The 20,795-nt window shown below is 61.4% G+C and carries 15 protein-coding genes and 1 pseudogene; 6 read left to right on the forward strand and 10 right to left on the reverse strand.

Annotated elements, in window-relative coordinates; genetic code table 11:
• Nucleotides 1-3 precede the first annotated feature (3 nt).
• Nucleotides 4-1,548, forward strand: coding sequence for a winged helix-turn-helix domain-containing tetratricopeptide repeat protein (locus AC0ZT5_RS19295; protein ID WP_488497711.1), 1,545 nt, complete (start codon nt 4-6; stop codon nt 1,546-1,548).
• A gap of 456 nt (nt 1,549-2,004) precedes the next feature.
• Here AC0ZT5_RS19295 and AC0ZT5_RS19300 read toward each other — a convergent pair whose 3' ends face one another.
• On the reverse strand, nt 2,005-2,292 hold the full coding sequence (locus tag AC0ZT5_RS19300; RefSeq protein ID WP_488497712.1) for a hypothetical protein: 288 nt from the start codon (nt 2,290-2,292) through the stop codon (nt 2,005-2,007).
• A 294-nt stretch (nt 2,293-2,586) separates the two neighbouring features.
• Here AC0ZT5_RS19300 and AC0ZT5_RS19305 point away from each other — a divergent pair, with 294 nt between their 5' ends.
• Entirely contained in the window at nt 2,587-3,129 is a 543-nt protein-coding gene (locus AC0ZT5_RS19305; protein WP_488497713.1) for a GNAT family N-acetyltransferase, read from the forward strand.
• Nucleotides 3,130-3,720: 591 nt separating this feature from the next.
• On the opposite strand, the gene AC0ZT5_RS19310 is transcribed toward AC0ZT5_RS19305, so the two are convergent.
• Complete coding sequence (locus tag AC0ZT5_RS19310) at nt 3,721-4,506, reverse strand: pyrroline-5-carboxylate reductase (RefSeq protein WP_488497714.1); 786 nt, start codon at nt 4,504-4,506, stop codon at nt 3,721-3,723.
• A 345-nt stretch (nt 4,507-4,851) separates the two neighbouring features.
• On the opposite strand from AC0ZT5_RS19310, the gene AC0ZT5_RS19315 reads away from it, so the two are divergent.
• Nucleotides 4,852-5,472 (forward strand): hypothetical protein, encoded by a 621-nt coding sequence (locus AC0ZT5_RS19315; RefSeq protein WP_488497715.1) that lies wholly within the window; start codon nt 4,852-4,854, stop codon nt 5,470-5,472.
• A 368-nt stretch (nt 5,473-5,840) separates the two neighbouring features.
• Here the strand turns inward: AC0ZT5_RS19315 and AC0ZT5_RS19320 are convergent, their stop codons facing one another.
• The 7 genes and pseudogenes from AC0ZT5_RS19320 to AC0ZT5_RS19350 form a co-directional block, all read right to left on the reverse strand.
• Complete coding sequence (locus AC0ZT5_RS19320) at nt 5,841-6,107, reverse strand: hypothetical protein (RefSeq protein ID WP_006199995.1); 267 nt, start codon at nt 6,105-6,107, stop codon at nt 5,841-5,843.
• Between the two features lie 121 nt (nt 6,108-6,228).
• Nucleotides 6,229-7,758, reverse strand: a pseudogene (gene tnpC / locus AC0ZT5_RS19325) (IS66 family transposase).
• Between the two features lie 69 nt (nt 7,759-7,827).
• Complete coding sequence (tnpB, locus tag AC0ZT5_RS19330) at nt 7,828-8,184, reverse strand: IS66 family insertion sequence element accessory protein TnpB (protein ID WP_488497716.1); 357 nt, start codon at nt 8,182-8,184, stop codon at nt 7,828-7,830.
• Nucleotides 8,181-8,627 (reverse strand): IS66-like element accessory protein TnpA, encoded by a 447-nt coding sequence (tnpA, locus tag AC0ZT5_RS19335; protein ID WP_488497717.1) that lies wholly within the window; start codon nt 8,625-8,627, stop codon nt 8,181-8,183. Before tnpA ends, tnpB begins: the two co-directional genes overlap by 4 nt.
• Nucleotides 8,628-8,818: 191 nt before the next feature.
• Nucleotides 8,819-10,072: an adenylate/guanylate cyclase domain-containing protein gene (locus AC0ZT5_RS19340; RefSeq protein WP_488497718.1), complete on the reverse strand. Its 1,254-nt coding sequence runs from the start codon at nt 10,070-10,072 to the stop codon at nt 8,819-8,821.
• Nucleotides 10,069-10,458, reverse strand: a complete 390-nt coding sequence (locus tag AC0ZT5_RS19345) for a response regulator (protein WP_095081778.1) — start codon at nt 10,456-10,458, stop codon at nt 10,069-10,071. Before AC0ZT5_RS19345 ends, AC0ZT5_RS19340 begins: the two co-directional genes overlap by 4 nt.
• Nucleotides 10,455-16,265, reverse strand: a complete 5,811-nt coding sequence (locus AC0ZT5_RS19350) for a GAF domain-containing protein (RefSeq protein ID WP_488497719.1) — start codon at nt 16,263-16,265, stop codon at nt 10,455-10,457. The genes AC0ZT5_RS19345 and AC0ZT5_RS19350 overlap by 4 nt, the downstream gene beginning before the upstream one ends.
• A gap of 819 nt (nt 16,266-17,084) precedes the next feature.
• Between AC0ZT5_RS19350 and AC0ZT5_RS19355 the strand changes: the two genes are divergently transcribed.
• From AC0ZT5_RS19355 to AC0ZT5_RS19365, 3 genes are all read left to right on the forward strand, one after another.
• A complete protein-coding gene (locus AC0ZT5_RS19355) occupies nt 17,085-17,777 on the forward strand; it encodes a class I SAM-dependent methyltransferase (RefSeq protein WP_488497720.1) in 693 nt (230 codons plus the stop codon).
• 21 nt (nt 17,778-17,798) lie between these two features.
• Nucleotides 17,799-18,467 (forward strand): DUF924 family protein, encoded by a 669-nt coding sequence (locus tag AC0ZT5_RS19360; protein WP_488497721.1) that lies wholly within the window; start codon nt 17,799-17,801, stop codon nt 18,465-18,467.
• A gap of 444 nt (nt 18,468-18,911) precedes the next feature.
• Nucleotides 18,912-19,709, forward strand: coding sequence for an alpha/beta fold hydrolase (locus tag AC0ZT5_RS19365; protein ID WP_488497722.1), 798 nt, complete (start codon nt 18,912-18,914; stop codon nt 19,707-19,709).
• Between the two features lie 694 nt (nt 19,710-20,403).
• Here AC0ZT5_RS19365 and AC0ZT5_RS19370 read toward each other — a convergent pair.
• Complete coding sequence (locus AC0ZT5_RS19370; protein WP_488497723.1) at nt 20,404-20,652, reverse strand: DUF1127 domain-containing protein; 249 nt, start codon at nt 20,650-20,652, stop codon at nt 20,404-20,406.
• Between the last annotated feature and the right edge of the window lie 143 nt (nt 20,653-20,795).

The raw sequence follows: 20,795 nt of genomic DNA on the forward strand, positions 1-20,795 counted from the left end.
GACATGACAACGTTCGAATTTTCCGGCCACAGGCTCGATCTGCGCAAAGGCAGGTTGCAGAAGGGTGGGCTCGACGTCGACCTGCGTGCCAAATCGCTTTCGCTGCTCGTCTATCTCCTGGAGAATGCCGGCCGCGTCATCGGCAAGGACGAACTGGTCAATGTCGTCTGGCCCAACATCGCCGTCTCCGACGATTCTCTCACCCAATGCATGAAGGATATCCGCAAAGCCCTCGGACCGGATGCGGATGGCCTGATCCGCACCGTGATGCGGCGGGGCTATGTGATCGACGAGGAACGCGTCCGTCGTGTCGAGGATCGCGGCACGGCTCCTACCGAGGCCGCGGAGGGTGCCGCCACGGATACGCCGTCGATAGCCGTGCTGCCCTTCGAGAATCTGAGCGGCGACCCCGCGCAGGATTATTTCGCCGACGGCATGGTCGACGAGATCATCACCGCGCTGTCGCACACGCGATGGCTGTTCGTCATCGCCCGCAATTCGAGCTTCGCCTACAAGGGTCATGCCGACAGCGTGAAGCGGGCCGGCAGCGAACTCGACGTGCGCTACCTCTTGACCGGCAGCGTTCGCAAGGCCGGTGATCACATCCGCCTCACCGGACAGCTCATCGACTCATCCTCCGGCAAGACGATCTGGGCCAACCGCTATGACGGCACCATGGCGGATATTTTCGACCTCCAGGACCGCATCACCGAAAGCGTCGTCGGTGCCATCCAGCCGTCCATCCTTGCGGCCGAGATTGCTCGCTCGGGGCGCAAGCGGCCCGAAAGCCTCGCCGCCTATGACTATGTGCTGCGCGCCTTTCCGCTGGTCTGGTCGCTCGACCGGACGCAGAACGATGTTGCCGCGGCCCTGCTCGACCGGGCGATCGCGATCGAGCCGACCTATCCGCTGGCGCTCTCCCTACTCGCCTGGTGCCATGAACAGCGCGCCGTCTACAACTGGACGGAGACGCCGGCCATTTCCAGGGACGAGGGCCTGCGCCTTGCGCAGAAGGCGGCAGCTCTCTCCAGCGACGATCCGATGGTGCTTGCCGTGCTCGGCGCGGCGCACTCCTTTGCCCGCGACTACGATGTCGCCGATCTGCATCTGCAGCGGGCCCGCACGCTCGATCCCAATTCCGCCTGGGTCTGTATGCGCAGTGCCTGGCTCGATGTCTATCGCGAGCGGCCTGAGGCGGCGATCGAGCAGTTCGAGCGTTTCGAACGGCTAAGCCCGCTCGACCCGATGGGCTACATGGCGCTGGTCGGTATCGGTGCGGCCCATTTCGTCGCCTCGCGCTACGACAAAGCCGTGGCCTTGACGCGGCGCGGCTTGAGCCAGCAGCCCGACGCGACATGGGCGCTGCGTTGGCTGGTGATGGCTCTGGTCCATGCCGGCCGCCGCGATGAGGCGCGGCGCGAATGCGGCAGGTTGCTTGAGAGCTATCCCGAACTGACCATCGCCAAGGTCTGCGACTCGGCGCTTTTCGGCCCGAACACGATGAAGCGCATCGTCGCGGCGCTTCGCGAGGCCGGCCTGCCGAACTGATCTGCGGCGGCCCACCAGCGACGACTCAGGTCCTTTCCGCCGCGTGTGCCAGCCGGCCGAAGCGATCGATCTGAAAGGCGTTCCGGTTCACCCCGCATCCGGCAGGCTGGCGCTATTAGGAACTCGGCCTCGCGCAATATGCCGCACGCCGCTACGAAGCGGCTCTACAGACCTGCGCCTCGATGCGACATGCCGAACCGGATCCCGGCGGGATCTCGCGGCGAGCCTCGCCCAGATAAGCCGGCTGGAAGAGGCAGTGCGGGAGGGCCAGCTTTCCATGGCCAACAATCCGCGCTTCAGGTTCGGCCAATAGGCCCCGTCCCAGCCCGCACGCGGTCCGGTGAGGGTCGAGCGTTTCGTCTATGGCTATCAGAAGGCCGGACTGCGGTTCTGAGCGTTGCGGTCGGCCCGTTCGGCAGCGCCAATCCCGACCGGGCATGCCCGACTGCGCCGTGATCAAAGTTCGCGGCGGTGGCGGCGATCATCCACGATTTGCGCCAGCGCCTTCGTGGGGTCGCGGTCGACGGGCAGCGTGAGCGCGTTCTCGACGTCGAAGACGGTAAGGCCGATGTCGCGACGCTCGCATTCGCTCATCGCGGCCAGACCGGCGAGATCGCTGCGCGCCTTCCAGAAGCGTGGCAGCCACAGTAGCACCGATTTTGCAGTGGCACAGAGCTTGACGAGCCGGGAGGAGGAAGTCCGCCGACTGTAATCGGCTCCGATGAAGTGATCGATCGTCGTCATGGCGTTTGTCTCCATCTTGAAAGCTGTCCTCGGTGACAGCAAGGACGACCATAGCCAGAAGTCTCCCTGCCATCGTGAGGCGGCGACGAAACTTGCGGGAAATTGCGGTGAAATCCGCCAAGCTAAGGGTCGAGATCTTTGAACCGCTGCGGCGTACTTCGGATCGCAGCGATCTGTAGCCGATCACGTCGAGCACGGGACTGATCAGCCCGGCGGTCGAAATCTACGTGCCGATCGTCACCACCATTATCCGCCGGCTGAACCAAACCTGCGCCAAGGACATCGTCCGACCACATGACCCTGTGGGCATGGTGGAAAGCTCCGCGCCAGCGAAAACCATTGCCCGGCCGCCGCGGCGGCCGGTGCTACATCGATCAGACATTTCGGCAGGTCAGTGTCGCAGACTTTGAATTGAAATGCCGCATCGAAGCAGTCCGTTTTTCGAAACTCTCGACACCAATCCTTGTGCTTCGGGCACCGAACGAACGGGATTGCGCCCGCGACGGATGTCGAATCCGCCTCCATTGCCGCCGATCCCGTTCCCGACGACATAAGCGCAAGGAGCAATGGTTCGGCCGTTCGCGTCAGCGGTTCGCTGACGGTAAGGCGATCCAGTGGGGCATAGACCAAGCAGGAGTATTGGACGCGATCGGGACGATAATCTTGTCCTTCGGCGTCACTGACGCCAAGTTAGCCGCACTGGGATTTGTGCAGGCGCGTGAGCATTGGAGGCACGGACCGGGTAGCGAGGCGGCGCGCGAAGTCCTCCGCCACGCCTTTGTAGCTCTCACGCTTGAACAGGTGACGGCCGAGGCGTCGGCGCGCAATTTCGCGTAGCTGCGGACCGGGAAGCTCCGCTTCGAACATATCGAGCTTCATCGATGAGTCCAACGGCCAGCGCGGCGAGCGTTTTGCGCTCGACGAAGACATCGGATCGTCACTGTTGGCGAGCAATACGATGCCAGCCTTGCTAGGCTTTGAGCCATCGGCCAATAGAGATTGTTTGTGCTGTTTAGGACCGCAACGAGGTCGCCACTGGAGCGTCCGCTTGCTGATGACTTCAGCCTGGAAGCTGCCTGTCAGCTCCCGGCCCAATTCCGGTCGTTCGAGGATGGCTGCGAATGACTGCTTTGGCACTCAGCGGACCTTCCTGTGCCGCAATGATGGCTCTCCGTTTAATTGACCACAGTATCAGCAGGATCGATCAGCCGGCTCCCGCGACGGGAATCGCCTCGATGAGGCCGATAATGGCGGAGTAGAATCGTTTCAGATCGTCGATGCGTTGCCCACCACCCATCTGCGGATCACAACCTGACAAAGCGACAGTCGTCCACATTGATCGGGAGCGAACTGTCGCGAATCCTGAATTCCGAGATGCCGCAAAAGTCTGCTCCAGGTTACCCTATCCGCAGCCTGATTACAGACAAGTCACTGCTCTCGCTTCACCCTTCCTTGCATGCGCTCGAGGGCGACAGTCAACGCGTTCGTCAGCGCAGTTGTGCCGCCGGCCTTCTGAAAATCCGCGAAGAGCTGCTCATTCAAACCGCCCTTTGTTGAGAACTCGGTTCTCAGATCCGAAAAGGAGGAATGCGGTGACGACAATGTTGCATGGGCGAGGCCTGCAAACAATTGCCGTAGATATGCGTGAGCCTGAGCGGATGGAACGCCGTTCCCGGTCAGCCACAACTCAGCATTCTCAAGAATGCCAAAATAGGTGCCCATGAGAGCACCGCTGGTTGTCAGCACCTCATATTCTTGCAGGTCGGTGACGGCAACAGCGGTGCCAAGCTCGGCGAAGACCGCGGAAATCGTTTCGTCCGACGGATAGAATGCCGTCGCGCCCATCCCCTGCGCCACAAAAGGAAGTGGCACCGCTCGCGTGAGCTTCGCCTGCACCCCAATCCATCCGGAAATTGTCTCGATGGAAAACACCGGGATGAAGCTGACGATATGTTGCTCTGGCCGGAAGCGGATTTCTTTGATGATCGCCTCCGCAACCTGAGATCTGACGGCCAAAAACACGACTTGAGATGTGTCCACGACATCCTGGTTGTCACGTCCAATGGAGACGCGCGAATAGCGTTCGGCGAGTTTGGCCGCAGTTTCGGAATTGCGGGGAGAGACAATGATCTGCTCGATCTTGAGGTCTGACTGCATCAAACCTGCGATGACAGCTGACGAAATTGTTCCTGTGCCAACAAACCCAAGCCTCATGACACGACCTTTCAAATTGATTTAATCGCTCGAATATAAGCTAAGTGATCCGTTTCGGTTTGCAGAGCGATCTTGCCCGTTATCGCCGAAATCCTGACTTTTTGACGCTCTGACCCTTCCCTTGAAATCCCACAGGCTATGCTCCTGGGCGAGCCGCAACAAGCGGTATGCAGGACGCAGGTGTGTGGTTGTGAACGGCGAGGTCCGGGGGACCGGTTTCTGGCCAGAAGATGCCATTCGCAAGCGACAGGTCGAGGGTCAGCTTGTGATGCTTTACCCGCCGTTCTGGGCCGCGATCATGACGCGCCGTTTAATTGGCCACAATGTCAGCATGAGTCGCCGTGAATGAAACGTATCCAGCTAAAGCCCAATTCTCGTAGTCAGTGCAACGCATGGGAAAGGCATTCATGCGATCTTCGATGCATGAAGACTAGGGCTTTTCTCACCGCCACTTTCGCTGTTATTGTGGGTGCCGCCGTTTGCTCGCCTGCGTTCGGGCAGGAACAGGAGACGTGGCGATGCCACGTAGAAAACGGCCGATATTCCGCAAATCGGCAATCGATTTCACCTGGGGTGCATTCTCTGACCGGGCGAATCCAGTTTCACAGCGGACAGTTCGGTGACCACTGGAGTCCTGTGGCGCACATTGCGTTCACCGACTCCAAGCTCCCGACGAACGCCGACTGTTTTTGCAACGGTGTTCGTGCGTCGATCTATCCGGACGAGCCAGACACAGTGAAATTCTTCATGATATTTGACGGCAAGTCAGAGCTGATCGCGCAAGCAGCTGTAGGGAGGGCGATCACCTTCAGCTTGGCGATCGATGACGCGGGCGTCCTCACCGTAGTGATCGGCAAGACCAATCCCGTCAAGGGCACGGCGGAGGTGCTGCATCCTCAGCGCGACATGGTACACATGGACTGTTCGAGCGGGGATGTCAGCTTTCTGAATGTGCAACCTGGGTAATTCGACAGGCCAGCTTTCTCGTACTATCCGCTTGCGAAGAGACTGCCGATATTGGCCCCATCCACGTCATTTCATCACCGCGTCAGGGATGACCGCTGGTGTCGTTTTACGGGCCTTCTGACCCTCGATCATGGCGCCGTTTAATTAGCCACAACGTCAGGATAATGTGTGGCATTAAAACATTTAATATTACACACTCTCAGCATGGAACGCCCACCAGCTGTCCGCCGCTCCTGACCCGAAGCCGACTTACGTCTGCCACGATGTGAAGGGTAAGCGCTGTCTGGATCCCACCTTGCGGTGGTGACGATCTCGCTGCAGCACAGCGTCAGCCGTGCTGCGGGTCTCTCGATTCGGAGTTGATCAAATCAGCCCCTCTTCGATTTGGTCGTCGTCAACAGCCCACCGATGACTGCGGTGACTATCCAGCCGGTCTGGAGAAGGAACAGAAGGGTGGCTTGCCCATTAGTCAGGTAAACAATGGTTCCATGATAGTTCATTGGAACCGTCGCTCCTTGTCCAGCTTGAGCGGAACGCGGCAGCGCATTTGCATAATAGTCCGTTAGAGCAAGATAAGTCATGGCGCCTATGAGCGCTAGTCCCACTAATATCCAACCAATAAGTCGCTTCATCATATCGCTCACTTCGCCGTCGCTGATGCTATCCTTGAGTAGGGATTATCACGCCAAAGTTTTTAGGCCGAATGTTCAGCATATGTCCGGGGCAAGAGATTGTCGACTTGGGGTAGTAATGCTCTCAGGCCACGGCTCTGAGTTCAGAGACGTGAATGTAGGCCCAGGGCAGGAGATCGTCGATTTGGTTGTTGGGGTGGCCGTTGACGATTCTCGTGAGTACGTCGGCAAGGTAACCGAGCGGCTCGACGTTGTTCAGCTTGCAGGTTTCGACAGCGAAGCGATCACCGCCCAATGCTCGGCACCGCCGTCAGAGCCGGCAAAGAGGGCGTTCTTGCGGTTGAGGGCGATTGGGCGGATTGACCGCTCGACGGTATTGGAGTCGAGCTCGATGCGGCCGTTGTCGAGGAAGCGCGAGAGTCCTTCCCATCGGGAGAGCGTGTAGCGGATCGCCTCGGCGAGCTTGGTCTTCTGGCTGATCAGGCCGAGCTTTTCGCGCAGCCACGGCTCGAGCTCAGCTAGGATCGGCCGGCTCCTTTCCTAGCGCACGGCAAGACGTGCGTCTGCCGGCTGGCCGCGGATGTCAGCCTCGACTTGATAGAGATCTGCAATGCGACGGAGCGCCTCGCTCGCGATCGGCGCTGGGCCGGCCGCGGCAAGTTCGTAGAAGCGCCGGCGCACGTGTGCCCAGCAGAAGGCGAGCATTGCGCCGCTCTTGTCGGCGAGCACCCGATAGCCGCCATAGCCATCGACCTGCAGGATTCCGCCAAAGCCCGCCAGATGGGCGATCGGTCGCTCGGCCTTGCGGTCGGGCGCATAGACATAGGCGACGCCCGGCGGGTCGCTCCCGTTCCAGGGCCGGTCATCGCGGGCGTAAGCCCAGAGCTGTCCGGTCTTGGTCTTGCCGCGGCCGGGATCCAGCACCGGCGCCGTGGTCTCGTCGCAAAGAGCTTCGGCGAGGCTTTCAGCTTCTCAAGTAGCGTTCCTGAACCGGACGCAGATGCCAGGCCGCGCGGCCGACCCAGTCGGCGAGCGTGGAGCGGTCCAGATTGATGCCCTGCCGGGCGTAGATCTGCGCCTGGCGATAGAGCGGCAGGTGATCGGCATACTTGGAGACCAGAACCTGGGCGACCGTCGCCTCGGTTGGCAGACCGCCTTCGATCAGCCGGGCGGGCGCCGGAGCCTGCACGACAACATCCTCGCAGGCACGACACGCATATTTAGGCCGGCGCACGACGATCACGCGCAGTTGCGCCGGCACGATATCGAGCCGCTCGCTGACCTCTTCGCCGATCCGATGAAGTCCGTTGCGGCAGCACGGACAGGCATGGTCCTCGATGTCGACGACTATCTCGATGCGCGGCAGATGCGGCGGCAGCGCCCCCCGGTTCGCCCGCCGCTTTGCGGTGCGCTCCCTGCGCGTAACAGGATCGCCACGTTCGGCCTCTTCCTCGCCGGTCGCCTCGATCTGTTCGGCCTCCTCGAGGCCAAGGAGCAGTTGATCTTCGGGCAGGCTCTCGGCGCGGCGGCCGAAGCGGTGGCGCTGCAATTCCTTGATGATCTGGGTCAGGCGGGCATTCTCGACATCGCGCGCCAGGACCATCGCCTTCAGCACATCCGGATCGTCGGGAAGCTGGTCCGCCGTCATCGCCATGGCCGGATGAGACCATATTCGTCGGTGCCAAGCGACAGCGGAATCCAGGCTGATTCACTTGGTCGCGGATCAACCCGCCTGCGCCGGAGCGCGTGTCCGGCGGGCTTCATGAACCCGCCGCCAATCAAGCCCTTCAAGCAGCGCCGACAACTGCGCGGCCGTCAAACGCATCACACCATCCTGCACTTTTGGCCAGCGGAACTCACCATCCTCCAGACGCTTCGCGTAGAGGCAGACCCCGGTGCCGTCCCAGAAGATCAGCTTGATCCGATCTGTCCGTTTCGCGCGGAAGACATAGACTGCGCCGCTGAACGGATCGGCGCCCATCGTCTCGCGCACCAGGGCGGCCAAGCTCTCCGCGCCCTTGCGGAAGTCCACCGGCTTCGTCCCGACCATGACCTTGACGGCGCCCGTCGGCCCGATCACGACGTTGCCTTCAGCGCACGGATCACCGCCGCAACCGTCTTGGCGTCGGCTCCCCGGCCGACCCGCACGGCGATGCCGTCAATCTCAAGCTCGATGACACCGGTCGCGCCGGTTGCTTCGCGCTTGCGCGGCCGTGCTGGACGAGGCGGCGCGGGTTCCGGAAGCGCCGCCGTCACCACCGCCGGAACAAAGAGCGGTTCGGGTGCCGGCGATGCCACCAACGGCCGACGAGCAGCCCGACGCCACGCGAACAGCTGCTGCGGGGACAAGGCATATCGCCGGGCCACCGCGCTCACGGTCTCGCCGAACTCGTAGCTTTCCGCCACGATCCGCGCCTTCTCTTCCGGCAGCCATTCCCGCCGCCGACCGGAGCCGGTGAAGATCTCCAGCCGACGAACCGGCTCTTCATCGTTGGACTTAAGCGTAAGCTCTGAAATCGTCATGTGTCGAAGCCCTCAAAGGCTCCGAACATCGTTCCTCACGGTCACGCGCGAAAGGTGCTGTCAGAACAGCGCTTACTGTGAAGGGCGGCTTTGCGCCTCTTGTCGGCCGTTGAGGGCACCTTTGCCACCTTGTGAAAGCAGACATTGCTAGCGACGAGGCTTGACGGTCGCGGTCGCGACAGGCGCAAAGATCAGTCGAGGCTGATCCGCGTTCCCTTGGCGCCGTTGAGCAGCCGCTTGAGATGGAAGCTGGCGAGCTGGTCGTCCGGACATTTGCCGATCTGCGCGGCGAAAGCCGTAAGCGCGTTTGCATCGCCGGCCTCCAATCTGCCGAAGGCTTCGAGATAGCTCGCCGTCGAAGGATCATCATACTGCTTTGACGACAAGGGCTCGAACGCGCGCAGCGCCTCGGCCCTGCCGCGCAGCATCAGATCGCCGACCGGCCGTCCGCGGAAGCCGTCGACCCTTGCAGCCGCGCTCCCGCTGACGCAGATACGCGTGCCCAGCTGCTTGTTGGCGCTTTCCAGCCGCGCCGCGATATTGATGGTGTCGCCATAGGCCGTGTAGTCGAAGAAGCGGCCTCCGCCGAAATTTCCGACCAGCGCCGGACCTGCATGGACGCCGATGCGGGTCGTACCGACCGCGACGCCCTTGTCACGCCAGCTATCGCGGAACGATTGCGACAGCGCGTCGAGCTCGAGCGCGCAGGCAACCGCGCGCGCCGCATGGTCCTGCTGCTCGCCAGGCGCGCCGAACAGCACATGCAGTGCATCGCCGACGATCTTGGCGACGGTGCCTTCGTGCGCGAACACGACGTCGGTCATGCCGGCCAAATAGTCGTTGAGGAGCGCGCCTAGCGTGGCAGGGTCGATCGTTTCCACCAGCGTGGTGAAGCTGGTAATGTCGGTGAACAGCGAGGCGACCTCGCGCCACTGCCCGGCTAGCGCCAACCCCTCGGCGTCGCCGGCCAGCCGCTCGGCCAGATTGGGCGAGAAGTAGCGCGACAGCGATGCATGCGCGCGCTCCGCGACCGCTTGCCGCCGATGCGCCTCGTGTAGCACCTCGCGATGCTTCAAGGTCTTGGCGATGGTGGTCTCCAGGTCGGCAAAGTCGATCGGTTTAGTGATGAAGTCGAAGGCGCCGCGGTTCATCGCCGTGCGGATGTTGGCCATGTCACCGTAAGCGGAGACGATGACCGTCGAAAGCTGCTGCCCCTCGGCCTGCTGCAGCTTTTCCAGCAGCGACAGGCCGTCCATACGGGGCATGTTGATGTCGCACAGCACCATGTCGATGTCGCTGTTGCCGTCGATGACGGACAGGGCGTCCACACCATCGCTGGCAAACAGGAAAATGACCGCGCCGTCGCGGATCTGACGCCGGAACTTCTGGACGATCAAGACCTCAAGATCGGGCTCGTCGTCGACCACGAGGATGCGCGCCGTCACGCCACCATTCCCAGCCGGGTTTCGATCTGTTGCCTGAGCGCCGAAAAGTCGATCGGCTTGGTCAGCAGCGCTTCGGCACCGTTCTCCAACGCCTTGCTCTTGGTTTCGGCGTCGCCATAGGCGGTGATCATGATGACCGGGACGTCGGGCCGCAGCACCTTGATCTTCGGCAGTAGCTCGAGCCCGCTCATGCCGGGCATGTTGATGTCGGACAGCACCAGGATCAGTGTCACCCCTTCGGCGTGGTCGATCTGCTCCAACGCATCGACCGCCGATTGCGCGAACTCCATGGTGAAGCGGCTGGCTCGGATGTCGCGGCGGAACTGCTGGCGAAACAGCGGCTCGACGTCGGGCTCGTCGTCGACGACCAGGATGAGGAGGCTCATACTTCACCTCCCGATTTTGCGAGCGAGGCCGCAGCGCGCGGCAGCACGATCCGGAACTCGGTGAACTCGCCTGGCTGGCTGTCGACGTCGATCGTGCCGGCATGCTGTTTGACGACGATGTCGTGGCTGAGCGACAGGCCGAGCCCGGTGCCCTCGCCGGCTGGCTTAGTCGTGAAGAATGGATTGAACATCTTCTCCTTCACCTCCGGCGGAATGCCGGTGCCGTTGTCGCGGATCCTGATTTCGACACGGTCGCCGAGACTCCTGGTGGTGGCGGAGAGCGTCGGCTCATAGCCCGCGCCATTCGCCGCGGCGCTACGCTTGGCCGTTGCATAAAAGCCGTTGGAGATGAGGTTGAGAAGCACCCGCGTGATCTCCTGCGGGTGGAGATCGACATCCCCCGCCTGCGGGTCGAAATTCCGCGTCAGCGTGACGTTGAATCCCGGCTTTTCGGCGCGCGCCCCGTGATAGGCAAGGTTCAGGCTCTCCTCCACGACGGCATTGATGTCGATCGGACGATGCTCCCCTGAACCCGCGCGCGAATGCAGCAGCATGTTCCTGACGATGGAATCGGCCCGCTTGCCGTGCTCGACCACCTTGTCGAGATTGCTCTTGAGCATGCCTGCCAGTTCGGCGACTTCTTCGCGCACGGATGCCTCCAAAGGCGCTTCGGCCAGCACACTGCTCAAATCATCGATGAGTTCGCCGGAGAGCGCTGAGAAGTTGTTGACGAAGTTGAGCGGGTTCTTGATCTCGTGGGCGATACCGGCGGTCAACTGGCCGAGTGAGGCGAGCTTCTCCGTTTGCACGAGGCGGTCCTGCGCGGTCCTCAGATCTTCGAGCGAGCGTGACAATTCGCGGGTACGCGCCTGCACCTCGTCGAACAGCCGGACGTTCTCGATCGCTATGCCGGACTGGTCGGCAAACGTCTCGACGAGCTCAATCTGCCTCGGCGTGAAGTCCCGCACCTGTGACCGCGTCAGCGCGAACACGCCGACCGGCGCGCCTTCGCGCAAGATCGGAACACATAGAATGGTTCGGTAGCCGCCGAGCTTCTGAAGCTGCGTTGCCCCGTAGTCCGGGTCGGCGAGCACGTCCGAAACGTGGACGGCGCGAGCTTCGAGGGCCACCCTTCCGGTGACGCTGTCGCGACTGGCGGCGAAGGGATTGGCTTTGGCGAAAACCGCGGCTTCAGGCAAATTGCCGTACTCGGCCGACCACCGATAGAGATCGCCGTCGCGTTTGAAGATGACGCTCGTGTCCGCGTCGCACAGCTTGGCCGCTGATTCCACCAGCGTGTCGAGAACCGTCTGCAGGTCGAATGTGGAACGGCTGATCGCCTTCAGAACATCCGCCGTTGCCGTCTGCTGCTGCAGCGACTCGCTCAATTCCGCCGTGCGGGCCTGTACCTCGTCGAACAGACGGACATTTTCGATGGCGATCACTGCCTGGTCGGCAAAGGTTTCGACGAGTTCGATCTGCCTTTCGGCGAAGGGCCGCACCGTCGAGCGGGTGAGCGAGAAAACGCCGATTGGAACCCCCTCGCGCAGCAGCGGCACGCACAGCAGCGTGCGGTATCCGCCGAGCCGCTGTCCTTCCCACAGCGTGTAGTCGGCGTCTGCCAGCACATCCGGAATCTGGACGGCCTTGCCGTCGAGCAGGACTCGGCCGACTCCAGTGCCGCGCCCCGGGACGTGCACAAAGCCGCTGAAATATTCCTCGAGCTCGGCCGGATAGCCGTAACTCGCAGCCTCGACGAATTTGCCGTCCGTCTCACGCACGATCGAGGCGTTGTCCGCTTCGCACAGCCGGGTCACCGATTCGGCCAGAGCGTCGAGCACTGCCCGGAGGTCGAACGTCGAGCGGCTGATCGCCTTCAGGACGTCGGCCGTCGCCGTCTGCTGCTGCAGCGATTCGCTGAGTTCGGCGGTACGCGCCTGCACTTCGTCGAACAGCCGGACGTTCTCGATGGCGATTACCGCCTGGTCGGCGAAGGTCTTCAGAAGTTCGACTTGCTTAGCGGCAAGAAAGCCCGTCTCAGCACGCCCGACTGCTATGCAACCGATGGGCAGGCCGTCACGCAGCATCGGCACGGCGACAGCACTGCGCAGGCCCGAAAAAGCCGCCGCGGCGCGATGCGTGAATTCACTATCCAAGGTGAGGTCCGGGATCTGCGCCACGTCAAGATATAGAATTGCCCGTTCGGCAGCGCTGCCGCGAGTAGGTGCCACGGGAAAGGTGTTGCGCACGATCTCAACGCTTTCTTCGGTGATGCCGTGATGCGCGACGAAATGCAGAAGCTCGCCGTCAAATCTATAGACAAAGCAGAACTGCGCTTCGCATAGACGGGCGGCGCTTTGCGCGATCATATTAAACACTGGCTGCCCATCGGTGGGCGAGCGGCTGATAACGCTAAGCACATCGCTGGTCGCCGTCTGGTACTCCAGCGCCTCTGTGGCCTCCCGTGTCCGCTGCTGCACCTCCTCGAAAAGGCGGACGTTCTCGATCGCAATTACGGCCTGGTCGGCAAAGGTCTGGACAAGTTCGATCTGGCTATCGGTGAAGGGCCCGGGTTCAGGTCGCGTCATTGCGAAGACGCCAATTACCGATCCTTCGCGCATGAGCGGTACACAGAGCACAGCCGAATAACCTCCGAGTCGCGGAGCTTCGGGAAGGCCATGTTCTGTGTCCTTGGTAACATCCGGAATATGGACGACTGCCTTGTCGAGTGCTGTTCGGCCGACCCAGGACTGTCGGCTGATCGGACTTGGATTCGCCTCTTCATACGCGCGATATTCCGGTGTTTGGTCGTAGCCTGCCGCAAGCCGGAAGACATCGCCGTCGCGCATAAAGATGCCAGACGTTTTCGCACCGCAGAGCCTCACAGCTGAATCGATAAGTGTCTGCAGGACGCTCTGCAGGTCGAACGCGGAGCGGCTTATGACCTTGAGCACATCCGCGGTCGCGGTCTGCTGCTGCAATGCTTCGCCAAGTTCGGCGGTGCGGGCCTGCACCTCTTCGAAGAGCCGCACATTGCCGATCGCGATGACGGCCTGGTTGGCGAAAGTTTTGAGAAGGCCAATTTGGCTGTCGCTAAAGGGCCGCGCCTCGATGCGCCGGATCATAAGCGCTCCGATTGCTTTTCCTTCCTGCAACAGCGGAGTGGCGAGAATCGCACGAAAACCGAGACGTTGAGCCATCATTCGGGCAGTTGCAAACTCCTCTCCAGCGATGGTCAAGTCGTGAACGTGGACCGGCACCCGATCCAATACGGCGCGGCCGGTAACGATGTCGCGCGCGACCGGCAAGCCAGCACTGTCAATCGGAATCGGTCCATGATGCGCTCCCACAGCCAGCCTGTCGGAGCGCAGCAGATAGATCGTTGCGTCATAGGCGTCGCAGAGCCGAGCGGCACTTTCAGCGACGGCGTCCAGCACAGGCTGAATGTCCGTAGGAGACCCGGCGATCACTTGCAATATTGCGCCGGTCGCTGTCTGCTTCTCTAGCGCGTCGGTCAGATCACGGCCACGCGACTCGACCTCTTCGAACAGCCGGACGTTCTCGATGGCTATGACCGCCTGGTCGGCGAAGGTCTTGAGCAGTTCGACCTGCCGATCGGGAAAATCGCCGGCTTCAAGCCGGTCGACCGTGATCACGCCGATCGGAACGCCATCCTTGAGCATCGGCACCGCGACGGTGCTTCGCGATTGCAATAAATCGGCAAGCGCGCCCATCGTATGATCCGGATCGGCCTGATAATCCGGATCGGCCTGTATGTCGGGGATTTGCACTACGGTGCCGCTGCTCACCGCCCGCGCTGCAGCGCTGCCACGTCCTGGTGCCATTGGGAAGCTGCGATCGATCGTCTCGATCGCTTCGGGCGGCACCCCGTAATGGGCCATGAAGTGCAGGAGCGTTCCATCGAACCGGTCGACAAAGCAGAATTGCGCCCCGCAGAGCTTGGCGGCGCTCTGGGCGATCGTGTCGAAGACCGGCTGCGCATCAGTCGGGGATCCGGAGATTGCGCGCAATATCTCGCCGGTGGCCATCTGCTGTTCCAGCGACTCTGCTAGGTCGCGGTTGCGGGACTCGACCTCTTCGAAGAGCCGCACGTTCTCGATCGCGATGACCGCCTGATCCGAAAATGTCTGCACCAGTTCGATTTCGCGCGTACTGAACGGCGAGACCGACGAGCGGGCGAGGACGAAGACGCCGGTCACGGCGCCGTCACGCATCAGCGGAACGCCCAGCAGGGTGCGGAAGCCGCCGAGCCGCTGGCCTTCGATGTTGGTATACTCCGGATCGTCGAGAACGTCGGCAATCTGCTCCACGGACCCGCTCTGGGCAACGCGGGCGGCGATGCTGCCCCGGCCCGGCGTGACCGGGAGGTTGTTCATGTGGTCCTGGAATTCTTGGCTCCATCCGATCTGTACCGTCGGCTGCAGCACGTCGCCCTGGCGCAGATAGATGTAGCCCATCCCGGAATGACAGAGGTCGGACGCGGACTTCACAAGCGTATGCAGCACGGAATCGAGATCGAACGCCGAACTGCTGATCGTCTTCAACACTTCGGCCGTCGCCGTTTGCTGTTCCAGCGCTTCCGTCACCTCACGGTTGCGCGCCTGCACCTCGTCGAACAGGCGGACATTCTCGATGGCGATCACCGCCTGGTCGGCGAAGCTCTCGACCAGTTCGACTTGACGCGGTGAAAATAGCCCGATCGCCCGCCGCGCCAAGCCGAATACGCCGATGGTCTCCTGACCCCGCTTCAGCGGAACAGAAAGTACTCCGCGGAAACTGCCCATGAATGCCGCTTCCGGCCTTTCGTATTCCGGGTCTTCAAGCGCGTCCGCCACGTGGATCGTCAATCCCTCCAGCGCGGCGCGGCCCTGGAACGTCCCTCGTCCCACGACATGTGGGTTGGCTCGTTCGTATGCATGCAGCTCAGCAGCCTGCCCGCCCCCTGCCATGAACCGCAACGTATCGCCAACGCGCAACGTGATTGCGCCCATGTCCGCCCCGGCCAGGCGTATTGCCGAGTCGACCAGCGTCTGTAGTACCGGTTGGAGATCGAAGGCCGACCGGCTGATTGCCTTGAGCACATCGGCGGTCGCGGTCTGCTGCTCCAGCGCCTCACCGAGATCGCGCGTGCGCGCCTGCACCTCGTCGAACAGGCGCACGTTCTCGATGGCGATGACCGCCTGGTCGGCGAAACTCTTGAGCAGCTCGATCTGCTTCTCACTGAAAGGCTTAACCTCGATGCGCCTGATGACGAGCGCGCCGATCGCCTCGGTGTCACGCATGAGAGGTATTGCGAGCATCGTGCGGTGGCCAAGCCTTTCGGCAAGTGTTTGGCTGACAGGAAACTCCGCACCTGCAACCGCTATGTCGTTGACATGCACAGTCTTGCAGTCGGCGACGGCGCGACCGCAGACCCAATCGCGTGCGACCGGCATCGGTTCAAAGTCGAAGGCGATAGGGCCGTAGTGCGCTTTGGGGAATAGTGTCCCGTCTCGCGCCAGGAAAATGCCGGCGTCGTAGGTGTCGCAAAAGCGCGCAGCACTCTCCGCCACGACCTGCAGGACGGGTTCGATGTCGGTCGGCGATGCGGCGATCACCCTAAGGATCGCACTCGTCGCATTCTGCTGTTCAAGGAGATTGGCGACCTCCGCGGTGCGTACCTGATTTTCTTCGCGCGCCGCTGTCAACTCGGATCGGAGCGAGCTGATCGTCATCTCAGAGTCGTAGTCGGGCCCTCCCACCGAGGTGCTCCTGTTTTTTCTCTGCTCAGTGTCGGCTTTGGCCAACCCAGCGTCAAGTTTGGTGACCTGCAACGTCCGTTTGTGACGCAGCGCGGCCGCTTTGGTGATGCACCTGATCGCCGGCTTTCGGAGCTATTGCAGATAGGGAATACGTCCGAGATGGGGTCGTAGGCGGAGTGTCCGCCTCTTGGCACCTTGACCTAAAACCAGTCGGTCAGCTCCCGGCCCCATTGACGTCATTCCGGATCAAACTTCGGACGAAGCCGCTTACCCCTTTATCGGGCAGTTTCGCCGCGCCGAGCGGCCCGTTTAATCAGCTACAATGTTAGCACGAGCGGCCCGCCAGCCAATTGCCGGCTTTTGACGGACTTTCTATGGCTAGCAGGCATCCTTATTGACGACAGGCCAATTTCGACAGAACACTGGATTTGATCGTCGCAAGTCGGAGGCTATAGTGTCTGAGGATCATTCCGGGCGGATCGGCGCGATACACCGCGAGCTGCACAGCCATCTTCCGTTCGCGCCAGAACTGCGGGTGAAGGCGCTGGAAAGCCGCACGGCCAGCTCGTAACTCTCGCTGCGGCCACTGGTCTAGCTGTCGATCCCGACGACCATGAAGACCACCACCACGCTCGCTAGTCCCGCGGTGTGAGTGCATCTCGCGACAGGTGAGGCTTTACCCACGGGACCTTGAAGCCCAGGCCGTCTGTTATTGGCGCGCTTAGCGGACCTTTTGCCGGTGATCATGGCGCCCCGTTTAATTAGCTACAATGTCAGCATGGGGCGTCCACCGGCCGAAGTCATGGGTGATTAGACGTCGGCCCCGTTCCATGATTTGTTAGATCGTAGCAAGGAACCAAGGCGATGAAATCCGACCAGGTGTTGTTCGCGAAAGGGCTCGCCACCTATCAGAAAGTCGTCGGCGCTAACTACATGGCGCATCGCGAAGTGTACGAGCGGTTGCGGACTGTTCTGCTGAATGAAGCGAGAGAGGGTTTTGTTTTTGCCGATCTCGCTTGTGGCACAGCGCCCCGCTCCGCAGCCGCACTCGCAGGTCCCCCCGTTGGGCGCTACATAGGCATCGACATTTCGCAACCCTCGCTTGAGGTCGCGAAGGCTGCGCTTGCATCTCTTCGCTGTCCTGTCGAATTACGCTGTCAGGACTTCGTGGAGGCCATCGACACTTGGGTTGGTCCCATCGACGTAGTTTGGATTGGGCAATCGCTCCATCACTTGCGGGCAGGTGAAAAGAGGACATTTATGCGACAGGTCCAAGCCCTTCTGCCTCTGGACGGTCTCTTCATGATCTGGGAACCGACTTGTTTGGAAGGCGAGGATCGCGAAGGGTGGATGCAGCGTTTTCGCCAGATGCGGCCGCAGTGGGATTTGATCTCCGATGAGGAGTTTGCCGCGTTCGACAGCCATCATTGGGCGTCCGACTACGCTGAGACTGCCGCGACATGGATCGACATGGGGCGCAAAGCTGGCTTTGAGCGGGCGGAAGAACTCATGACCGTGCCCAATCAATTGGCGCGGGTTTATCGCTTCAGCCACTGAGCCGCCACTAGGAGTAGCGACTTGACCCTGCCATCAGGATACAAGGGTTATGGCTTCACGGAAGCCTCGAACATGGCCGACGGTTGGCATCCGGTCTATGATTTGTGGTTCCCGCCCGAACTTGCCGCGATTGATCTTGACGGTTACCGACGGATTTCGGACCGATGGTTTGACGGCAGCACCAATGCCAGCCTGCTGCCATTTGAACCGCTGGTTGAGGCGGCGATGCGGGGCGGGTTGGATCAATGGCTGGCATCCCCGCAGGGGCGACTATCGCTTATCCTTGTCCTCGACCAGTTTCCTCGCGGATTGTGGGCGGGAACCCGTCGGGCCTTCGAATACGACCTCCAGGCGCTGGCGATCGCCAAAGAGGGGCTGCAGAACGGGCAGTACGATGCGCTGGAGTATCCTTGGGAGAAGGTGTTCTTTACGCTGCCCCTGATACATGCTGAGGGGCCGGACCAACTTGAGCGGGCGGAACAGATGATTGCGCTGACCAAGGCGCGGCTCGATCTGGGGCCCATGCATCTGCGCCCGGCTCGGGAAGCCGGTTTGACCCGGGCGTATCAGAACCGCGATGTCATCGCTCGCTTTGGGCGTCATCCGCACCGCAATGCTGTGCTCGGGCGCGCGTCCACCCCGGAGGAGGTCGCTTATATTGAGCTTGGGGATTTCCCGCACAAACGTTAGATGGCGCGCCGAACAGCGTGAGGGAGGCGCGCTCAAAGCCTGCCAATCGCTCCGTCTCAGTATCTACGTCGCTGACAGTGCCGTCGTGCGTCTTGGGTGATCCGTTCGATCCTGATTTTAGCCTAGGCGACGCATCTCGCTCGCGACCGCTTTTCGTCCGCCCCGCATTGCCTCGACGGCGGCCGACTTGCCCTACTGTTCATGCGGTGCCATCGCCGGCCAACGACATGTGGTTCTGCATCGGGCCTTTAATGCGAATTTCCTAGTGGTGAAAATCCGACGCTTGGTACCCGACGCGGAATATCGCCTTCCGACGCGAAGCCGAAGTTGGTGATCGGCAGCGTCTGACCCTAATGCGGACGTAAGTCTGTTGCCGCCGATGTCAGTCAGTTTGGCGGCTAAGCTTACTTGAAGACAGCAAGCGAGCGTTGCGCTAAATAGGTTATGCCCTATTGCCGCATCAGCGATATCGACCTCTGGTTCGAACGAGCCAGCGATGGAGCGCCTTTGCTGGCGATCTCTGGCTCACGAGGTGATCTACGTCGGAGCCCAAACCTCTTGGAATCGCCACTAGCGAACTCCTTTGATCTGCTTGCATATGACCAACGTGGTCTCGGGCGTACGTCAAAACCCGACAAGCCCTACCTCATGGCTGATTTTGCGGACGACGCGGCGGGCCTTTTGGATGCTGTCGGGTGGGAGCGCGTTCGGGTCGTTGGCGTATCGTTCGGTGGTATGGTCGCGCTCGAACTGGCACTCAGGTATCCACATCGAATAACCAGACTCGCGCTCTGTTGCACTTCACCTGGCGGAGAAGGAGGGTCGTCCTACCCGGTCCATCTCCTGCAGCGGCTCCCGCCGGATGAGCGGGCGCGGGTCATGGTATCGATTTCCGATACACGATGTGATGCGGGCTGGGCTGAGGCGAACCCCGAGAAATACGAGGAACTTATCAGAAGGTTCGGCGATAATCGGTTCGGGCAGGAACCGGGTCACAAGACCGGAACGACGCGCCTGCTTGAGGCACGTCGTCAACACGATACTTGGGAGCGTCTCGGTCGGATTAGGTGCCCAGTTTTCATCTGCGGCGGTCGGTACGACGGGATCGCTCTACCGTCGTCTCAAGAACGCATGGCAAGTAGAATCCAAGGAGCGATGTTGCAGATGTACGAAGGTGGCCATCTATTCCTCTGGCAGGATAGCTCGGCGTTCGCCGAGATCGTAGAGTTTCTCGGGGAATGAGGTCGTCCGCATCTGACCCTGAGCGGAATTACTGCTCAGTACCAAGCGTTAGATTTTAACCACTATGCTGATCTGAAGGTGCCGTTTAATTAGCCACACCATCTCATCCTTGCTCAGCACCCGGCCGGGATTGCGCGTCAGGAAGGCAAGCAGCTCTAGGGGTTTTTGGCCGGACCGGCACGATCTCGCCGTCACGCCGGAGCGTACCCCGGTCAAGCTCGAGAACCGCGCTGCCGATCCGTAGCGCCAGACCCTTGCCCCATCGACACGCCTAATTGCACGTCGTCCATGGGAGCGGCAGCCATAGGCGAGGGCAAGTCTGAAAGAGGCTGCGCAGGCGAAGCCATGGGCGGGGGCGTTCGGCGGGCGGTTCCGCGCCCGCCTCGCAAGGTGTCAGCAGGTAGAGCCAGGCCAACATCTCATGGGCCTCGCCGCAGCAGGGGCCGGCAATGCCCGCAGAAAGGATGCTAAGTGCTTCCCCTCGCGTCAGCGTGGTGGGTGCAACCGGAGCATAAGCTTTCACATGCATGATCGACCTCCAATGTTGACGACGGCAGCAGAGTGCCGACTGCTCGCCGATTGTTCCGAAAGCATGGCCGCCAAAGCTGCCTCTCATCCTGAACGGTGCTGATTTTTTGCTGAATTCTGCTCCGACTACCGGCGGCGCGCGGCGCCTTTGGCGTCTGGTTCCGCCTCATCTCATCGACATCAGGTCCGTCATGACTCCGACCCCGACCCCGACGAAGAACGTAGGTCTGGGGACCTCCGGACAGCCGATGTCCTTCAACTGATCGGGTGTCAGTTCTGCTAACGCCCTGCGTCCTGCAACTGCCCTCCGCCAGGACGTGAAGGCAGCAACCGCTGCCGCCACGCTTTTCGACGCCATCCCAAGCGGCCCAGGGTTCGAAGCGTGGGCCTTCGCGTGAGTTTCCGTGTGAGCCATTTTTGCTCTCCCGTTCCAGATTATTGCCGGAGCTTGCCACGGGGGTGATTTGCGGTTGTTCAGACTGGCGTGAACCGTCGAGGAAAGGCCCGCGGACCGCCGTTAAATCCGCGTTAAATCGACCGGCGAAGATGCTATTCTGC

The organism is Mesorhizobium sp. CNPSo 4670 (assembly GCF_057784235.1).